Source organism: Shewanella hanedai (assembly GCF_007197645.1).
GTDB lineage: Bacteria > Pseudomonadota > Gammaproteobacteria > Enterobacterales > Shewanellaceae > Shewanella > Shewanella hanedai.
In genome coordinates, this window is record NZ_VKGK01000011.1 from 60,225 (window position 1) to 78,283 (window position 18,059).

Here is an 18,059-nt window from a genome sequence, read left to right on the forward strand (position 1 = left end):
AGTTGATGATGGCTCAACTTGCCAGACCTGCCGATTAACGACGTGGATTAATAACCTAACCAGTCAACACGACGCTCAAGCGTCACTTGGTTAACTTTTTCTACAGTGACATCACCACCATTAAAGTTTCCTTTGTAGATATTGACCTGATTAATACCTCGGTGATCTTCAGCAGTCCAAGTCGCCGCTAAACAAACCCCTTCCAGCCCTTTCGGTACCCAGTTTTGACGCGCATACATGCCTTTTTTAACATTCTCACCTGTCACGCCACCGTTATCTTTTGCCCACTCCATCGACTCTTTCATAAAGAAAGTGGAGCAAATACCACGCATGTAGTGGTGTAATCTCTCTTTGTTGCCACTGCTATCGGACATTTTAGATATCTCACGTACCAACTTCATGCCCGTAACGTCATCGCTCCAAAAAGGCGTCATGGTTGGGAAGATATAGTTCTTAACCCCTTCTCCCGCCGCCTTAAAGACCAACTTATCGCCGCCCCAAATATTGGACATAAACTGAATATCGGTACCCACGGTATTACAAGACTTGATCAGAGATTGCACTGAACCACCTAAGTTGCCGATGTAGCCGTAGTGGGTTCCAGAACTCTTAAGGCTCAAACACTGGGCTTTAAAATCCCCCGGTTTCATTGAGATAACCACTGGATGCTGCACATCAAAACCCAGTTCAGTGGCATACTCTGCGCACGCGGCCTTGGGAGCATTCGGGAAAGGGTGATTAGCCCCGATGTGAGTAAATTTAGGTTTTCCTTGCCCGCCTTTGGCTTTCCAATCATTGGCAGCCCACTGCACTAAACCGCGACAAGAGTCAGAGTAAGATGCGCCATAGAAGAAGTTATAAGGTGCCGGTTTTTTGGTGTTAGGGTTCTTGCCCTGAGGGTCAGTTAAGTGACCTGAATAGGACGCTGAGAAAACCGGTGTTTTATCTTTGGCAGCAAATGAAATCAAGGCTTCAGTATCCGCCGTTCCCCATCCTTGCATCGCCACCATGTCTTTGCGCGACTTCCATTTTTTATACGAGGCTATCGCCTGTGGCACCTTGTAAGCGTAATCGATCGTCTCATACTCTAATTTGATGCCATAGATCCCCCCATTCGCGTTGATGTAAGCCAGTGAATCGCGCACTCCATCGGCATAGGGTTTACCCACAAAAGCAGTCGGACCGGACATATCCGCGAGGTGTCCCACAAAAATGGTTTCTTCGGCGTGAACAAAACCACTGCTTGCCAAGATGACACTGCCAAGGCCCGAGGTCAGCAGTGAATTTAGACTATATCGAGTATTTTTATACATATTATTATTCCTTAAAAAAGTCCATTAAGGTCAAAGCAGCCTAATTACAGCACTGCAGCGGACCCACAAATGTTGCCAAGTTAACTTTGTCTGCGTGCTTCTTGTTAACCGCTAAGAAGAGGAGGAACTCACAAGGATTTCGCCAAACCCTTGCAACAGAGCGTCATACATTGATCACGCTCTTTAAGTGCTTAGTAGGCAAAAGGATAGAATTTCCAATAGTTTTTAATCTGCGCCCAGCGATGAGCCAAGCCTTCAGGTTCAAAAATCAGGAACAAAATAATCACCAAGCCAATGGCCATCTCTTTGATGTAAGCCAGACCATCGGTCACCATAGGAATATTGCCCCAGTCGGTGTATTTCATCAGTCCGACTATGCTTTCGAGCATCTCTGGTAAGAACACCATAAACACCACACCCATTAAGGTGCCTTTGATTGATCCCAGCCCACCAATGATCACCATGGCCAAAAACTGAATCGACATTAAAATGGTGAAACCTTCAGCCGACACATAACCAAGGTAATGAGCATAAATGGCTCCACCAATACCCGCATAAAAGGAGGATATTCCGAATGAAAGTAAGCGATACTTATTGAGTTTCACCCCCATGATTTCAGCAGAGAGGTAGTGATCTCGTACTGCGACAAACGCGCGTCCATCTCGACTACGCATTAAGTTACAGCCCCAGATATACATAAATACCAGTGCAAACAGTGCAATGAAGTAGAAGCTTTGGTCGGTATCAAAATAAAATCCAAACAGATTCACTGGTGCTGCCATCGAACCTGATGAACCTCCAGAAAACCACTCAGCTCGTGCAAAGAAATCTTCAATAATGAACTGGGCAGCCAGTGTGGCTATCGCCAGATACAAGCCTTTAATTCGTGCTGCTGGCATGCCAAATAACATCCCCACCGCCATGGTTAAAAAGCCCGCCAGTGGAATACACAACACCACCGGGATCTGAAAGCTGGTATTAAGCCACGCCGATGCAAAGGCACCAAAACCAAAGAAAGCGCCGTGACCTAAGGAGATTTGACCGGTAAATCCCACCAGAATATTTAACCCTAGCGCCGCAATGCCCAAATAGGCGATCTGGATAAACAGGGTTAAAAAGTACCCGTCCAGCACCAGTGGCGCTAAACATGCAATCGCTATCACCACGGTGGTGATTAGACGAATCGTCTTCGTTTCAAAAATGGTGTTGTCGGCTTTATAGCTAGTGCGGAAATCTCCACACGGACGCATCGCTAAGCTAGACATAAAAACTCCTTGAACAATAAATATGAAGTGTTCGGTAACTGAACGCTAAGCGTTAAACACGCTCTATATCGCGAGTACCAAATAACCCGTAGGGTTTAAACCACAAGATGATAAGCAGCACATAGAAAGGTGCGATATCGTACATGTTGCCGATATGCAGATATTGGCTATCGAAAAACTCCGCAACGTTTTCAAGCACACCAATCACGATCCCACCAACGATGGCGCCAACAATCGAATCGAGCCCCCCGAGGATCACCGCTGGAAACACCTTAATGCCGATAGATGAAAGTGAGTCAGACACCCCATTGACCATGCCAATCACGACGCCTGCAGTGGCCGACACTGTGGATGCTATCCCCCAACTCATGGCAAATACGTGCTTAACCGATATGCCTAAGCTTTGGGCGACTTGTTGATCAAACGCCGTTGCTCGCATCGCAAGACCGTGCTTTGAGTATTTAAAGAATAAGAAAAAACTGACCATGATGATGAGCGCAATCACAGTACTCATAAGGTAGGCCAGCTCGACATTGAGCCCGAATATTGAAATAGACTGGGTGTCGAAAACTTGCGGATAGCTCTGGGGGGAAACACCAAAGATCCATTTAGTCAGAGATTGGAAGAATATGGATAAACCAATGGTCACCATGATCACCGAAATAATCGGCTCACCTATCATAGGGCGCAGGACAATCATCTGTAGTAGCACACCAAACACCGCCATAAAACACAGGGTCAGCAGGAATCCCACAAAAAATGGTAGCTCCATATAAACAAGGAATGCCCAACATACCCAGGCACCCACCAGCAAGAACTCACCTTGGGCAAAGTTAACCACTTGAGTCGACTTGTAGACCAACACGAAACACATTCCGACTACGCCATACAACAGCCCAACAATGAATCCATTGGTAATCAGCTGTAGCAATAATTCGACATTCATGACGCTCTCCTTTGCTCAACATTGGTGCCCACAGCCCGATTTGAATCGGTCACCGTTGCCACTTTAATTTGGGTTTGAATACGTGACTTACTGCCATCTTGGAAGGTGATCACGGTATCGATATCGACATGAGGATCGCCCTTGTAAATTGAGTCGATAATGTCGCCATACTTCTCAGCAATCACGCCACGTCTGACCTTACGAGTACGGGTTAGCTCGCCATCATCGGCGTCCAGTTCTTTGTATAACAAGATGAATTTATTTATTTTCTGAGCCTCTGGCAGAGATTGATTCACAATGGCAATCTCTTTTGTCAGTTGCTCATATACCTCAGGTAGGCTTGATAGATTGGTGTAGTTGGTAAAAGCCAGTCCTTGTCGCTCAGCCCACTTTGAAACGATGCTAAATCGGATACACAAGATTGCTGATAGATACGGTTTTTCTTTACCCAAAATGACGGCTTCACCGATAAAAGATGAAAACTTCAATTTGTTCTCTATGTATTGAGGTGAATATTGAATGCCTTGGCTGGTCTTAGCCAAATCTTTGATCCGATCAATGACGACTAAATGGCCTGACGGCTTAAAGTACCCAGCATCGCCAGTGTGCATCCAACCATCACTCACGTCTTCATCAAAGGCTGCTTGATCGCCTAAGTAGCCGTTGAACATGCCCACGGTCTTGGCTATCACTTCCCCGACTCCTTCACTGTCGGTATTAATAACCTTCAGCTCTGCGGAATCAAATGCAACTCCAACACTGTCGTAATCAACATCATCTTGATGGTGAATGGTATAAGCGCCGCACATCTCCGTCTGGCCATAAAGTTGGCGTAGAGGCACGCCGATACTTTGGAAAAACTTGAAGGTATCTGGCCCCATCGCCGCACCGCCCGTAGCTGCGGAGTTAAGGAATGAAAACCCCAATCGGTCGCGCAACGCTTTCATCAAAATAATGTCGGCTAACATCGAGCGTTTACCTTTGGCTAACGCAGCTTCTGCGCGCTTCATCGCAAACTCGAACAGTTTTTGTTTCAGTGGTGTTGAGTCCATCATTCGCGCTTGCACGTCAGCCAAAATACCTTCCCACACCCTTGGTGCTAGCAAGACAAAATTAGGCCCAATTTCGCGCAGATCGGCCATCATGGTTTCTTGTTCTTCCACAAAGTTAACGATCTGGCGTGCGATCAGCGACTGACCGACCGCATACACCTGCTCCATGATCCACGGCAGCGGTAACACAGAGACATAGTTATCACCTGGCGCTCGCGGATCGGCTCTGAGATATGAACTGCAATGTTCAATGAATTTACTGCCTTGAAGCAGAACTATTTTCGGTTTAGATGTGGTGCCCGATGTGGTGCAGTAGATGGCAATATTTTCGCCCTTACTCGCATCGACTAAATTGTCATAGGCACGGGGGTTGAGTCTGTCGACCTCTTGCCCCATTTTGTAGATCTGCTCAATACTGACCAAACGTGGATCATCGTATTTGCGCATTCCTCTCGGATCGCAATACACGATGTATCTGACCTCAGGGATTGAGTCACCCAGTTCTAACAGTTTGTCGCACTGTTCTTCATCTTCAGCAATCACGACTTGAGCATTACTACGATTAAGTAGATACGCGACCTCTTCATGTAAGGAGTCCTGATAAATCCCTAAAGAGAAGCACGATAGCGCATGGGCAGCCACCTCTCCCCACACCCATTCAGGGCGGTTATCCCCAAGCAGTGCAATTGCAGCCTCAGATTGAATGCCTACGCTGTCCAGCGCTAACGTCATCCACTTCACTCGGTTATGGTAATCCTGCCAGCTAAATTCGCTCCAGATCCCAAACTCCTTCTCACGCATGGCAATATCAGCGCCCCAATGGGCAGCGTTATGACGTAAAATCTTGGGAAAGGTGTCCATCTCTCCCATATCAAATAAGTTTGCCGATGAATTAATTGATGTAGTCATTAGCCAACCTCTTGTAATTGTTCATTGTCTTCAAGCCCAAGATAAGCCTGTCTAACATGTTCATTTTCCATCACTTCATCCGGTAAACCCGTGATCAGCATTTTCCCAAAATCCAGTACCATCACTTTATGAGAGATATCCATGACGACCCCCATATCATGCTCAATCATCACCACGGTGATATCGAACTCCTCATTCAAATCAAGAATGTAGCGCGCCATGTCCTCTTTCTCTTCTAGGTTCATGCCAGCCATGGGCTCATCGAGCAAAATAAGTTTAGGATTCAGGGCGATAGCACGAGCCAGTTCGACACGCTTTCGCAGGCCATAAGATAGGGTGCCAGCCACCGATTTACGCACATGGGAGATGTCGAGAAAATCAATGATCTCTTCCACTTCACGGCGATGCTTTAGCTCTTCTTTTTGTGCGGGAGAGGCCCAATAAAGTGGCCCCGTTAGCCAGTTGTTTTTCATTAAATGGTGACGGCCAACCATGATGTTATCGAGTACCGACATATGACCAAACAAAGCCAAATTTTGAAAAGTGCGCCCGATGCCAAGGTCGGCGCGATCATTCGGGCGCATGTGGGTAACATTTTGATTATCGAAATGAATACTGCCTTTCTGGGGGCGATAACGACCTGAAATACTGTTGAGCATCGACGTTTTTCCTGCACCGTTAGGACCAATAATCGAAAATACGGCGCCTTGTTCGACCTCAAAACTGACATCAGTGAGCGCTTTAACACCACCGAATGCGAGAGAAATTTGATCGACTTTTAAAATGGTATTAGTCACACCCATACTCCTTTAAATAACACTTGCCCTTGCAGCTAGAGCAAGGTGATAACCTGCAAAGAAATGAACATTGAGATCGCTGCAATGGAATCGCTACATTGGATAAATAGATGGAGAGGTAATGACTCCCTCACCACCTATCAGGTTTTTATAATGCGTAGCGCATCGATAATTGTGCGTAGCTTGAATCAACATCTTGATCATGAATGGCGAAGTTGCCGATCTCAAAACCTACGGCTAATGCTGGCGTGAGATTTTGGAACAGATTGACACTCCATTGACTACGATCAGCTTCGTTAATATCAGTTTCGACGCGACCATAAAGTACGGTGCTTCTTAGGGTATCGGTCCAGTAGTGGCGATAGGCAGCAAGATAAGAGGTGGTACTTTCGACTTTATCACCCACGAGATCTTGGGCGGCACCAATACCCACGTAACGTCCAACTTCACCTTGGTGAAATTGGAAACGGAAATCATCTTTACCAAAGGTTTTGATTCGACCTGCTATTGAACCACCCAATGCAGTTTCACTCTTACCCGTCGTGGTATTGAGACGACGACCTAACGCAGCAATGGAGACATTACCCCAGTCAGCTTTGAAGTTATAACGACCGACAAAATCTGGCAGATTGTCATTGGCCGTATCACCACCAACACTTTCAGGGTTTTCTATCGACACTTGAAAGTTGCCCATGTTATAGCGAATTTGTCCTTGACGAATAAACGCTAACCCCACCGTAGCACCAGCAAAGTCAGCCGTTTCCGGTATCGCACTGGTATTCATGAACGTGGTCCATGTTTGCCCCACGGTCAGATCTTTATACTTGATAAAAGCATGACGAAGACGTGGCTTAGCGGAGTTGGATACCACCTGATTACCGCCACCGCCAAGGAAATCCATTTCGATGAATCCCATCACATCGCCATGAACATATTTCGTATTGAAACGGGTTTCGTTAGCAAAAATGCGAAACTGTGAACTGCTATCTTCTTGAGCTGCACCAGTGCCGATCCAGAAGTCTCGGTAACCTACATCACCAGATACATAGCGAGCATCAACCTTGAGGTAGCCACCAAATGTCACTTTGGCGTCATCACCAACCTTAAAGTCATAACCCGCCATTGCTGAACCGGCAAGAAGAGAGAGTGAACTTGCAATCGTGATTTTTTTTATTGTTGAAATGAGCATCTTTATATCCCCTGTTATGTCTTCCTTCAAGATGGAGAAATAACCGGGTTCACTCAATTGGGAATAGGTATTAATGCAGGGGTATTAATGCGTTAGGGTTAATGTAAACAGATTAAGACTGGCGCACTAATACCTAAGGGGTAATACTAAAGTCGGTGGAGGTTAATGATGCCATAAAGCTAAAATATGATATGTTAATTTTCATAACACATTTAGAGTAAGCCCTGTGTTCCTGGCGGGACAGCCCCAACAGATAGGAGTAACCAAACGATGTTTCCCAATTGGCTGCTCGTAGTGATTAGCATTAGCTATATCGGATTGTTGTTTTTAATGGCTTTTTTAGGCGACAAGTACCGTGAAAAGCTCTTTAAACAACAACACACAATCATTTACTCTCTCTCACTCGGGGTGTATTGCACCTCTTGGGGTTTTTTAGGGACTGCAGGTCAAGCTGCCAGCAACTCATTCTCTTACTTACCCGTTTATATCGCCCCTATTTTACTGTTTATTTTTGCCTGGCCCTTCATTCAACGAATTATTCGAGTCTGCCTTAAACTCAATATTACCTCTATTGCCGATCTGCTCGCTTCTCGCTTTGGTAAATCGCAACTGCTTGCGGTCGTCGTTACTTTTGTCGCCCTATTTGGCACTCTTCCTTACATCGCGTTACAGCTAAAAGCGATCGTGAACTCCTACGAAATTCTTCGCCAAGATCATCTGCTGTCCTCATGGCAACTGGGGCTTATAGTGAGCTTTATTTTGGCAGGATTTACCATCATATTTGGCGTTAGAGCCATTGATGTGACTGAACGTCATCCAGGAATGATGCTAGCCATCGCCTTTGAATCTCTAGTGAAAGTCATTGCTTACCTTACCATTGGAATATTTGTCTCTTTCTTCCTATTTGATTCCCCCATGGAGATTTGGCAAATAGCCAATGAAACGTCACCCGTCTCCACTGAGTTTACCTCTCCCAACATCGTGTCTATGTTTGGCCTGCTGTTTATCGTAACCAGTGCATTTCTCTGCTTACCGCGTCAATTTCAGGTCCTCATTGTGGAGCTAAAAGAGCAGAAACATGCCAGATGGAGCCGCTGGACATTTCCACTCTATATTTTGGTGTTTGCCTTTTTTGCCACACCGCTAGGTCAAGCAGGCAACATCATCTATGGCAACTCATTAGAAAGTGATGCCTACGTGCTATTTTTACCCGCATTTAGCGGAGATAATTGGCTTGGATTGTTTAGCTTTCTCGGTGCGATTTCAGCCGCCAGTTCCATGGTCATCATCTCAACCATCGCCTTGAGTACCATGATCAGCAATGAAGTGGTGTTTCCCACCTTATTTAAAGTCAGCAATATTCAAAGCACCGACTTTCATCGGTTTAGATCTCATCTACTCAATATACGAAAAGCATTAGTCTTATTCGTTATCTTCATGAGTTATGGGATGTTTCTCGTCGCGCCTCCCGACACATTGGCCTCATTAGGTGAGGTTGCATTTGGGGCCATCGCTCAAATTGGCCCCGCACTCTTTGCGGCCTTTTTATGGCGAAGAGTCACCTTATACGGCGTATTGTCCGGCATCATCACAGGCTTTAGCCTCTGGTTAGTCCTTAACCTTCTTCCTCAGCTTGGCCTTTACGCACACCCGTTTGCAGGCAGTGAATACTCCATCACCACACTGGCAACCTTAACGGGCTTGTTTGCTAATATTGCGATGATTTGGCTTGTCTCTTCGTTTACTCGCCAAAGCGTACATGAGCAGATGCAGATAGCCCATTTTATCGAGCGCCCTGATCTGACTAAGGTACAACCCGGTCTGCCAAAGTACGTTAACTACACTGAATTAGAGCTGCTCGTGGCTCGTTTTGTCGGAAAAGATAAAGCGGCTCGTGGCTTTCATCGTTTTTTTTCCAGTCAGTCCCAACCTATTACGGATAAAAATGCCCATAACCAAGCATTGATTTTTTATACTGAAAATATGCTTGCCAGTGTCATGGGATCAGCCTCGGCTCGGCTCGTCATATCCTACGCCCTCAACGGGCGCGATATTGCCATGGAAGATGTCGCTCAACTGGTCGAGCAAGCGTCAAGCCATCGCACTGAATTCAGCCGCTCTGTGCTGCACAGCGCCATTGAAAATGCCAGTGAAGGGATCTCGGTTATCGACAGTGACTTAAAGCTTGTGGCCTGGAACCAGCACTACCTAAACCTGTTTAACTACCCCGAGGATTTAGTCTATATCGGTTGTCCTGTAGAGCAGCTAATAAGGTATAACTTGAGCCGCAGTAAACGATTCAGTCACAACTTAACCAAGCAGGTTGAAAAACGATTAGCTCATTTACGCAAGGGGAGTCACCACAATAGCGAACGGCTGCAACCCGATGGTAAAACCATTCGTATTCAGGGAAATCCGATCCCTGATGGCGGCTTTGTGATGATTTTTTCAGATATCACCATGTACCGTGAAGCAGAGAAACTGCTTCAAGAGAAAAACCTCACTCTAGAAGCCAGAGTCTATGAGCGTACAAAAAAACTTGAGCAAGCCAATTTAAGCTTAGAAAAAAGTAATGAAGAGCTCGCCCATGCCTTACAAAAAGTGGAGCAAGCTCACCAGAAAAAGAGTCAATATCTGAAAGCTTGCAGCCATGATTTACTGCAACCCCTATCAGCAGCAAGGCTGTTCTCATCGGCCTTTGTTCAAAATGGTCAGCTATCGAGTGAACAGAAACAACAGATGGGGTATATCGACAACTCTCTACAAGTGGCCAATGAACTCTTGCTCGACCTCAATGAGATATCCCGCATTGAAAGTGGCACTATCGTCCCTGAAATAACCGCCTTTGCATTACAAGAGGTACTGGATTCTCTCGTCGAGGAGTTTGGGGCCATTGCAGCCAGTTCGGGCATTAAATTCAGCTCGATAAAGACCTCCTTGTGGGTATCGAGTGACAAAGTACTACTGAGACGTATTTTGCAAAACTTAGTCAGTAATGCCTTTAGATACGCAGCCGAAGGGAAGATATTACTTGGTTGTCGTCATCAACATGAAGCTGTGCTTATTCAGGTAGTTGATGACGGCCCAGGGATCCCCCATGATAAGCAGGCCATGATTTTTGAGCAATTCACTCGCTTACAGCACTCAGGTCATCAAGGGGTCAATGGCTTAGGATTAGGGCTCAATATTGCCCAAGGTCTAGCTTCATTAATGCAGCAGCAACTGACTTTATCTTCAGAGGTCAATAAAGGCAGTATCTTTAGTTTGAGGGTAGAAAGGGTTTGCCAACAAGAGGCCGCTGTCACCGCACCACCAATCGATATTTTGAGCTTAAACGGCGTGCACGTGCTCTGTATCGATAACGATCCGAATGTATTAGCAGGCATGGTTGAGCTACTTTCAAGTTGGAAATGCCATGTTTATCCAGCAGATTCAGTGCGGCAGGCCAAAGTCCAATTTGGCAAGTTCGCCTCTAAAATTGATATCATGTTGGTGGATTACCAACTTGAAGATAATCAAGACGGTCTCGCCTTGATCGCAGATATCCAAGCTCAATCTAATCTCCCAATCCCAGCGATACTGATCACTGCCACCATTGATGAAAACGTGGTGTTACGCACTAAAGCTTTGGGCTATGGCTATTTGCGAAAAATCATCAAACCTATCGCCCTTAGAGCCATCATGAGTGCAACCCTCGCACGCAGTCTTCGTAAGAGCTATACCAGTTCACAGCAGGACAAGTAGCAGACTAACAGAAGGCTAACGTGAGCATTTTAACCAGACGCTCCAACTAAGAGGAGGATTGGGGCTATAGAGCTGCGACTATTGAGCAAGTCGCGTCTGATCCAGTTGCAGTTGATTCATGGCAATGACTGCTTGGGTGCGTGTGTGAACGCCTAATTTCAGAAATATCGCACTGGCATGAGCCTTAATGGTGGCTTCAGATAACCCTAACTCATAAGCAATCTGTTTATTGAGCAAACCATCGGCAAACATCATCAAAATACTGTGTTGTCGAGGAGACAAACTCACCAGTTTACTGGCCATACTGTCCGCTTCAATCGCTTCAATATTGTCACATCCGGCTGGCGCCCATTGTTGACCTGAAAGCACCGTTCTTATCGCTTCAACCATGATATCAACGGAGGTCGATTTAGGAATAAACCCCGCCGCACCAAATGTCATGCTCTTACTAACTGTGATTTTATCTTCTTGCCCTGAGATAATCACAACTCCCATTTGTGAATGGCAATTGCGAATGTTAACTAAGGTATTAAAACCGTGGGCTTTAGGGATATTGAGATCCAATAACAAGAGATCTGCATCACTATGCAAAGCCAATGTACTGTCTAATTCGGCGATAGTCTCAGCTTCAAACAGCGAGACATGATCAAAATGGGTGGTTAGTATATTAACTAATGCTTGTCTGAATAATGGGTGGTCGTCAGCTATTATTATTTTTACTGGCTGTAGCATTTTTGGGCCCTCATATGCACTCTTTTCCAGTCTACCCCAACCTTTATTATTATCAACTTAGCGGTATCGCACCTTTGTATTACCTTTTATTGCAATTAACACTTACATAACAAGTGTGTAAGTGTTAATTAGTTATTTAATGTCAATATTTATCACCCTCAACATAGACTTATTAACTAGGTTTGCGTTGTTAATTCTATCTAAAATTGGTTAGGTGGTGCCAAATGACAATGCATCTTAGCAATATCGACTCCATCTTAGGCAAGGCTCAATTCGACCTCAAGACCTCCCCCGCTAACATCCCAGTATATTGCTGTTTGTCGATCGCCAACTGACCGTTAATGAGTACGATGTCAACCCCAGTTGAGTAACGGTTCCAGTGAGAAAAATCAGCTTTTGCACGGTAGTTTTCTGTATCTAGAATAATAATATCAGCAAACATACCGACGCCCAGCTGGCCCCTATTTTTCAAACCTAATATCTCTGCTGTTTTAGTTGAGCTCTGGTAGATAAATGCTTCAAGGGTTAACAGCGGGTTTTGCTTAACATACTGCTGGTACTTTTGCGGGAACGAAGCATACTTCCTTGGGTGACCATCGGTGCCATCTGATGACGTCACCACCCAAGGCTTAACGATAAAGTTCTCTAGATCTTGCTCTGACATATTGAAAGAAGCCACTCTCACCTCACCACGCTGCACCAGCTCAATTGCGGCATCCACTTCAGATTTACCCAGTGCGATAGCGACCTGTTCTAAGGTTTCTCCAACGAGTTGTTGATCCTTAAAAGCAGTAATAAGTAGGGCTTTACCACCGCCTCGGCGGCGCAGGTTCTCAGTTATTTCACGATTGAGTTGCTGATAGAGCGTAGGATCATTCAAGCGTTCAAAAAAAGCTTCTTGTGAATCCGCCATCACCCATTTAGGCATCACGGCGTTATGTAGCTTAGTGCCTGATGCAAGCCAAGGATATTGATCTGCCGATATTGAGATGCCCTGAAATTGAGCCAGCTCAACCTTTGCAATCACGGCATCACTTTGCCCCCATACATCGACGCCAAGCGCTTTTAGGTGCGCAAGGTGCAGATGAATATTGGCCTGCTTTGCAATAGCAATCGCTTCATCAACGGCGGAGAGCAAACCGATACTAAAGCTGCTCTCATCACGAAGATGAGTGTCATATATGCCATGATACCGAGCTGCCACTTTCGCCAACGCAATGACCTCATCGGTGTCTGCATAGTTCTGTGGCACATAATAAAGGCCTGATGAGAAACCTAAAGCCCCCAGCTCCATCGCCTGCTCAACCAGTGACTCCATGGCATTAAGCTCTTTGGTGGTGGGCATTCGTTTCGCTTTCCCCATCACTTGCTGACGCACAGCACCATGGCCCACCAACATGCCGACATGAGTGCCAATGCCATTGCTTAATAACTGTTTACTGAGCTTATCGATATTGGCACTGCCATCACCATCATTGCCCACAATAACCGTGGTGACACCTTGAGTCAGATAGTTGAGGTTATGGTTATTATCGTGACTTTTAAGCTCAGCTAAAGCATGTGTATGGGGATCGATAAAGCCTGGACTCACCACTTTTCCTTTGGCATCGATTAATCTTTTCGCCCTTACTTGCTTACTTCCTCTTGGATAGATATCACAGATTATCGCGCCACAAACCGCCAAATCCATTGGCAGTAATCGCTTACTCTTGCTGTCGAACACTTGACCTGAGTGGATCAAAATATCCACCTCAGCAAGTTCAGTGGATGATTGACGCGGTAATGGGCTCTCACTTGAACATCCCACCAAAGCGGGCAGCAAGATTAAGATAAGTAAGTACGGGTTTCTAATCATATCAAGGTCTACTCTACTGGCTTCGAAGCGAGCATGGTCTGCATCAGGCTGTTTGCTGCATTAATCGCGAGGTTATCGATAAATCGTCTATCAGTATTATCGCCCATCTCGTAGGTAATAGCATGAACCCGATATTTATCGGCAATATACTGCTTAAACACGCCTATATCTGGATTATTACCAGGCTGTTGAATCACCTTAAAAGCAGCGTATTGACTGTCTAAATCATCTAACCAGTGTGCTGCCATCTGCGGGTTTTGTAACCCGTAATCCTTTGGCATGGTGTAAAAGATATCTTTTCGAGTAGAGTGAAAGTCTACGGCAAAGTGAATCTTGTCTCCCGACGTAACCAAGCGTTCAAGATAGCTTGCTACCACACGGGTTTCAGCCTGTTCAAACTTGCCCCAATCTCGATTCAAATCCACGCCATTAGCATTGTGACGCCAGTTACCCACCTCTACGCCGTCAGGGTTCAAATTTGGAATAATGACAATGTTAAACCTCTGCCTAAACTGTTTGGCAAGCTGGGTGTTCGACAGTAACACTTCGCTAAAGGGAAATAGTGCCATGGCGCCTGTCAGTTCTGGCGGATGTTGACGACCCAGCACCAATAACCACTCTTTCGCCTCTTTGCCTCTCGTCGCTTCTAACTTCATAATAGGACGCTGCTCAGTAGACAAACCAAGTTGCTCATGACTTGCCTTACCTTGAGCCAATAACGCCTCGCCCCAATCTAGGTAATCTTGATTATCGATGATCTCCTGTCCTGCCACCCAGATAGGTTGGTCTGTAGCAGCAAAGTGCATCTTTAACTGTTGATTTCTCAACGTGTACTCTTTTAACGACCAGCCCTCACCGTCACGGCTTACTTTGGGTAAATATCGATGCTTTCCTCCTTCAACCTCCATCACAATATCCACCTCTTGGGGGGATTCGGTCACCAACTTGAAGGCATACCAAGCACTGTCATTGATCGGTGTATTTTCAGGGCTTAAGGTCAGTAAAAATCGCGTTTCACTGAGTTGCTGACAACGGTCAAGCCGGCTCGTTGAAAAGTCAGTATCAAACTTAACATTGTCGAACTGACAGCGATTGTCGGTAGCAGTAGAAGCGCTCTGGCAAGCGGTAAAAAAAAGCAGGGGTAATGCAGTATAAAAAGCAATCGTGACTAATTTATAGGGAAACAACATAACAGAACCTATGTATAAGGAAACATGGCCCAAGTGGGCCATGTTATAGGACGATATCAAGGTTAGAATGACTTACTAAAACTCATGTAAAAATATCGACCACGGTTTGAATGCAAGCTACCAAAGTAACCATGTGCTAACTCATCGGCCAAAGGTGGCTGTTCATCAGTGATATTTCTGACGCCTAAACGCAGCTTACTATTATCAAGGAAATGAGCCCCTTTAAAACGATAGTCAGCATACAGATTAATGGTTTCAAAGTTGTCAACGGGCAGCTTAATGACCTCATCATTATCATCGGTATAGGTCGCACTCGTATCAATCACATCACTGATGTAGTTGTAACTTACCCCAGCGCCGATTTGATCTAAACGCCAGTTAATCTCTGCTCTTCCACGCCACTCAGGACGGCCATTCTCTTTAATGAGATCACCTGCACCTGCAACAGTTCTATCAGCTGGAACAGTTGGATTACCGGCTTTTTGCGCCGCAATCAGCTCGGCTGAAATAGGATCTGCATCTTGATAAAACTTAATCAGATGAGCCACATTAGCAGAGAAGTCCCACTCACCGATATCCGTTTCAAGCGAGTAAAGAAAACTGAAATCAACGCCTTCAATATTACGAATATTCAGATTCAAATAATCGTTATTAATCTGTATCACCTCCATGGTGCTGCCATCACGGATCACCGCAGGATTAGACGAGCCTTGGCTACGAAGTAGCGAGTCATAAAGGAGATGAGATGAGCCGGGTAAGATACCAACAATGTTCTTCTGCTCTATCTGCCAATAGTCAGCCGTAAAGGTAAAATTACTGGTAGGGTTTAACACAAAACCCACTGAGCTATTCACCGACTCTTCAGGTTTTAGATCAGTAGAGCCGCTGCGAATATCGATGATGCCATAAGTTTCATCCAAAATAGGATCATAAAGTCCATTGCTTCTTGGCACCCCTTCTGCACTCACCTGTGGCAAACCTGGTGCTCTAAAGCCACCAGCATAAGAAGCACGAATACTTAACCAATCGATAGGTTCCCAGTAAAGCGCGACTTTAGGTTTAGCCGCCGAGCCTACATCAGAGAAGTTCTCATAACGACCAGCAATCTGTAGCTCGATGTATTGTGAGTAGGAATCTAATAGTGGGATTAACAGTTCAGCATACACTGAGGCGACATTTCTTGAGGCATCTGAGTTTGGCGTATGACTTGAACCCAATACATCACTGCCAGAAAGCTCCTCGCCTGTGACTGAGTCAATAAAAGGGTTACTGCCATTTAATAGAGGATCACGGATATCTTCAAACGTTTCTCTTCGATATTCAACCCCCATCGCAAGCCCAATATCACCAGAAGGTAAGCTCCAGAGTTGACCGTTACTCACCTTGAAGTCCACCGACGCTAAGCTCGTTTTGCCGTCACGTTGTACATCAACCATAAACTGATCGATCACCGCTTGAGAGTTTAACGTCCCATCCCCTGCATTTGGGTTATTGATATCCCCGCCGTTAAAAATATTGTAGGCAAGATCAGGATTGGTACTGTTGACCGCAGCTTGAAATTTACTCGCCTGCACTCGGTTAGCAACGTCGTTAGTTTCAGCTGCGGTATAGAACATCGCACTGTCCCAATCCCAGTCGCCAAAATTCCCTTCAAAACCACCCAAAATACGGTAACTGGTGTTTTCTACGTTGATGATTCTCGGGCCTGCATCTATCGGGCGGTAACGTCGAACATCTACATCCTCTCCAAACGGGTTGTAGTAGGCATTATCATCAATGGTAAATCTCTGCGCCGTTAAGTTACCGGCCTGCTCACGCGTGCGCTCTGAGTTAGCCTTGTAGTAGGTAATTTCTGAGAAAAACTCCAGTGAGTCACTCAACTCATGGGTCGCATAACCATAAAAATTAAGTCTATCCACATCTGATACTAAAGATCGTGTGGTGCCGCGATCGAAACGTAAATCTCTCGATAAACTGCCTTTATCAGCGCAGATCCCATTACCGAGATCTTGAACGCAGCCATCCATGCTGTCTGGCTGAATATGAAAAGTGTTTAACGAACCGCTTCTAAACTCTCCCCAAGGCGTGGTAGTGGTACGGTTATCGAGCTGGGTATCACCAATAAATCCTTCAGGCAATGTAGGATACTCACGTAAATCATGGCTTTTAGCATAATCTCGCTCAGATGCCATCATCCCTTCTCTGTCAAAATAGCTTAATGAGCCAGTAAGGTGCGTCTTGCCTTCGTTGAGTGATACCCCGCCTAAATAGCTTACCGTTCCTTCCCGCAAAGAGGTGCCTTCAGAGCCACCATAGGAGAAAGAGACTTTATGTCCTTCATAATCATCTTTTAACTTGTAATTAACCACACCAGCCACGGCATCTGAGCCATAAATCGCAGCAGCGCCATCACGCAGCACCTCTAATGAACGTAAACCAGAAATAGGAAGTGCATTCGAGTTAACCGTAGTGACTGGCACAAAGTTTTCAGTCTGAGTTCCGGGATGAGTAACAACACGGCGGCCATTGAGTAAGGTTAAAGTATTCCCCGTTCCCAATCCTCTCAAGTTGATTGACGCCACATCTCCACGAGCATCGTTTACGCCACCATTACCGGTTGACGCGCCAAAATTAACTTCTCCCATCTGCGGGATTTGGCGTAAAAGGTCATCACCTGACATCGCCATCGTGTTTTCAATATCTTCCTCTGTCAGTGTGGTGACAGGGAGTGAGCCACTGTCGACAGCACGCTTAATATTGGAACCGACCACGCTCACACGTTCAATCGACTCCTCTGCAACTTGCTTGTCTTCTTCCTCTGCAGCTAGCGCATTTGTTGCTAATGCACTGCATAAGCAGGCACTTAAGTAGCTTAATTTCAGCCCAACACCATAGGTCTTTTTATTATTGTTCATTTAGCTTTTCCCTTCCTGTTTTACCTAGCTCACTTCATACCGGCTTTATCTGTTATTTCCTGACACTTACACTGAATAAACTCCGTTAACATTACAAATACCCGTTGCTAACTACGGCATAACCTTAGGTTATACTTTTGTAGCGAAATAAG

11 protein-coding genes are annotated in these 18,059 nt (G+C 45.6%); 1 reads left to right on the plus strand and 10 read right to left on the minus strand.

The genetic code is table 11. From position 1 onward, the window contains the following. Nucleotides 1-47: 47 nt before the first annotated feature. The 6 genes from FN961_RS10735 to FN961_RS10760 all read right to left on the minus strand — a co-directional run bounded on the left by FN961_RS10735 (nucleotide 48) and on the right by FN961_RS10760 (nucleotide 7,471). Nucleotides 48-1,313, minus strand: a complete 1,266-nt coding sequence (locus FN961_RS10735) for an ABC transporter substrate-binding protein (RefSeq protein ID WP_144040181.1) — start codon at nucleotides 1,311-1,313, stop codon at nucleotides 48-50. A 191-nt stretch (nucleotides 1,314-1,504) separates the two neighbouring features. Next, nucleotides 1,505-2,578, minus strand: coding sequence for a branched-chain amino acid ABC transporter permease (locus tag FN961_RS10740; RefSeq protein WP_144040182.1), 1,074 nt, complete (start codon nucleotides 2,576-2,578; stop codon nucleotides 1,505-1,507). Between the two features lie 52 nt (nucleotides 2,579-2,630). Further along, complete coding sequence (locus FN961_RS10745) at nucleotides 2,631-3,524, minus strand: branched-chain amino acid ABC transporter permease (RefSeq protein ID WP_144040183.1); 894 nt, start codon at nucleotides 3,522-3,524, stop codon at nucleotides 2,631-2,633. Then, nucleotides 3,521-5,485 carry a long-chain fatty acid--CoA ligase gene (locus FN961_RS10750; protein WP_144040184.1) on the minus strand — a complete coding sequence of 655 codons (1,965 nt, stop codon included), beginning with the start codon at nucleotides 5,483-5,485 and terminating at the stop codon, nucleotides 3,521-3,523. Before FN961_RS10750 ends, FN961_RS10745 begins: the two co-directional genes overlap by 4 nt. Continuing rightward, nucleotides 5,485-6,282: an ABC transporter ATP-binding protein gene (locus FN961_RS10755; protein WP_144040185.1), complete on the minus strand. Its 798-nt coding sequence runs from the start codon at nucleotides 6,280-6,282 to the stop codon at nucleotides 5,485-5,487. Before FN961_RS10755 ends, FN961_RS10750 begins: the two co-directional genes overlap by 1 nt. Nucleotides 6,283-6,430: 148 nt before the next feature. After that, the gene (locus tag FN961_RS10760) at nucleotides 6,431-7,471 is read right to left on the minus strand and encodes a DcaP family trimeric outer membrane transporter (RefSeq protein ID WP_144040186.1); all 1,041 of its coding nucleotides are present in this window, start codon (nucleotides 7,469-7,471) and stop codon (nucleotides 6,431-6,433) included. A gap of 270 nt (nucleotides 7,472-7,741) precedes the next feature. Between FN961_RS10760 and FN961_RS10765 the strand changes: the two genes are divergently transcribed. Further along, nucleotides 7,742-11,215: a PAS-domain containing protein gene (locus FN961_RS10765; protein WP_144040187.1), complete on the plus strand. Its 3,474-nt coding sequence runs from the start codon at nucleotides 7,742-7,744 to the stop codon at nucleotides 11,213-11,215. 78 nt (nucleotides 11,216-11,293) lie between these two features. On the opposite strand, the gene FN961_RS10770 is transcribed toward FN961_RS10765, so the two are convergent. The 4 genes from FN961_RS10770 to FN961_RS10785 all read right to left on the minus strand — a co-directional run bounded on the left by FN961_RS10770 (nucleotide 11,294) and on the right by FN961_RS10785 (nucleotide 17,907). After that, nucleotides 11,294-11,947, minus strand: coding sequence for a response regulator (locus FN961_RS10770; RefSeq protein ID WP_144040188.1), 654 nt, complete (start codon nucleotides 11,945-11,947; stop codon nucleotides 11,294-11,296). A 268-nt stretch (nucleotides 11,948-12,215) separates the two neighbouring features. Next, nucleotides 12,216-13,802, minus strand: coding sequence for an N-acyl-D-amino-acid deacylase family protein (locus tag FN961_RS10775; protein ID WP_144040189.1), 1,587 nt, complete (start codon nucleotides 13,800-13,802; stop codon nucleotides 12,216-12,218). An 8-nt stretch (nucleotides 13,803-13,810) separates the two neighbouring features. Beyond that, nucleotides 13,811-14,992, minus strand: a complete 1,182-nt coding sequence (locus FN961_RS10780) for a M14 family metallopeptidase (RefSeq protein WP_144040190.1) — start codon at nucleotides 14,990-14,992, stop codon at nucleotides 13,811-13,813. Nucleotides 14,993-15,054: 62 nt separating this feature from the next. Further along, nucleotides 15,055-17,907 (minus strand): TonB-dependent receptor domain-containing protein, encoded by a 2,853-nt coding sequence (locus FN961_RS10785; protein WP_144040191.1) that lies wholly within the window; start codon nucleotides 17,905-17,907, stop codon nucleotides 15,055-15,057. Nucleotides 17,908-18,059: the final 152 nt, after the last annotated feature.

Bases quoted from the DNA above. Each gene is read 5' to 3' on its own strand.
- FN961_RS10770 (WP_144040188.1), bottom strand. From the start codon at position 11,947: ATGCTACAGCCAGTAAAAATAATAATAGCTGACGACCACCCATTATTC.
- FN961_RS10785 (WP_144040191.1), bottom strand. From the start codon at position 17,907: ATGAACAATAATAAAAAGACCTATGGTGTTGGGCTGAAATTAAGCTAC.
- FN961_RS10745 (WP_144040183.1), bottom strand. From the start codon at position 3,524: ATGAATGTCGAATTATTGCTACAGCTGATTACCAATGGATTCATTGTT.
- FN961_RS10750 (WP_144040184.1), bottom strand. From the start codon at position 5,485: ATGACTACATCAATTAATTCATCGGCAAACTTATTTGATATGGGAGAG.
- FN961_RS10740 (WP_144040182.1), bottom strand. From the start codon at position 2,578: ATGTCTAGCTTAGCGATGCGTCCGTGTGGAGATTTCCGCACTAGCTAT.
- FN961_RS10760 (WP_144040186.1), bottom strand. From the start codon at position 7,471: ATGCTCATTTCAACAATAAAAAAAATCACGATTGCAAGTTCACTCTCT.
- FN961_RS10735 (WP_144040181.1), bottom strand. From the start codon at position 1,313: ATGTATAAAAATACTCGATATAGTCTAAATTCACTGCTGACCTCGGGC.
- FN961_RS10765 (WP_144040187.1), top strand. From the start codon at position 7,742: ATGTTTCCCAATTGGCTGCTCGTAGTGATTAGCATTAGCTATATCGGA.
- FN961_RS10780 (WP_144040190.1), bottom strand. From the start codon at position 14,992: ATGTTGTTTCCCTATAAATTAGTCACGATTGCTTTTTATACTGCATTA.
- FN961_RS10775 (WP_144040189.1), bottom strand. From the start codon at position 13,802: ATGATTAGAAACCCGTACTTACTTATCTTAATCTTGCTGCCCGCTTTG.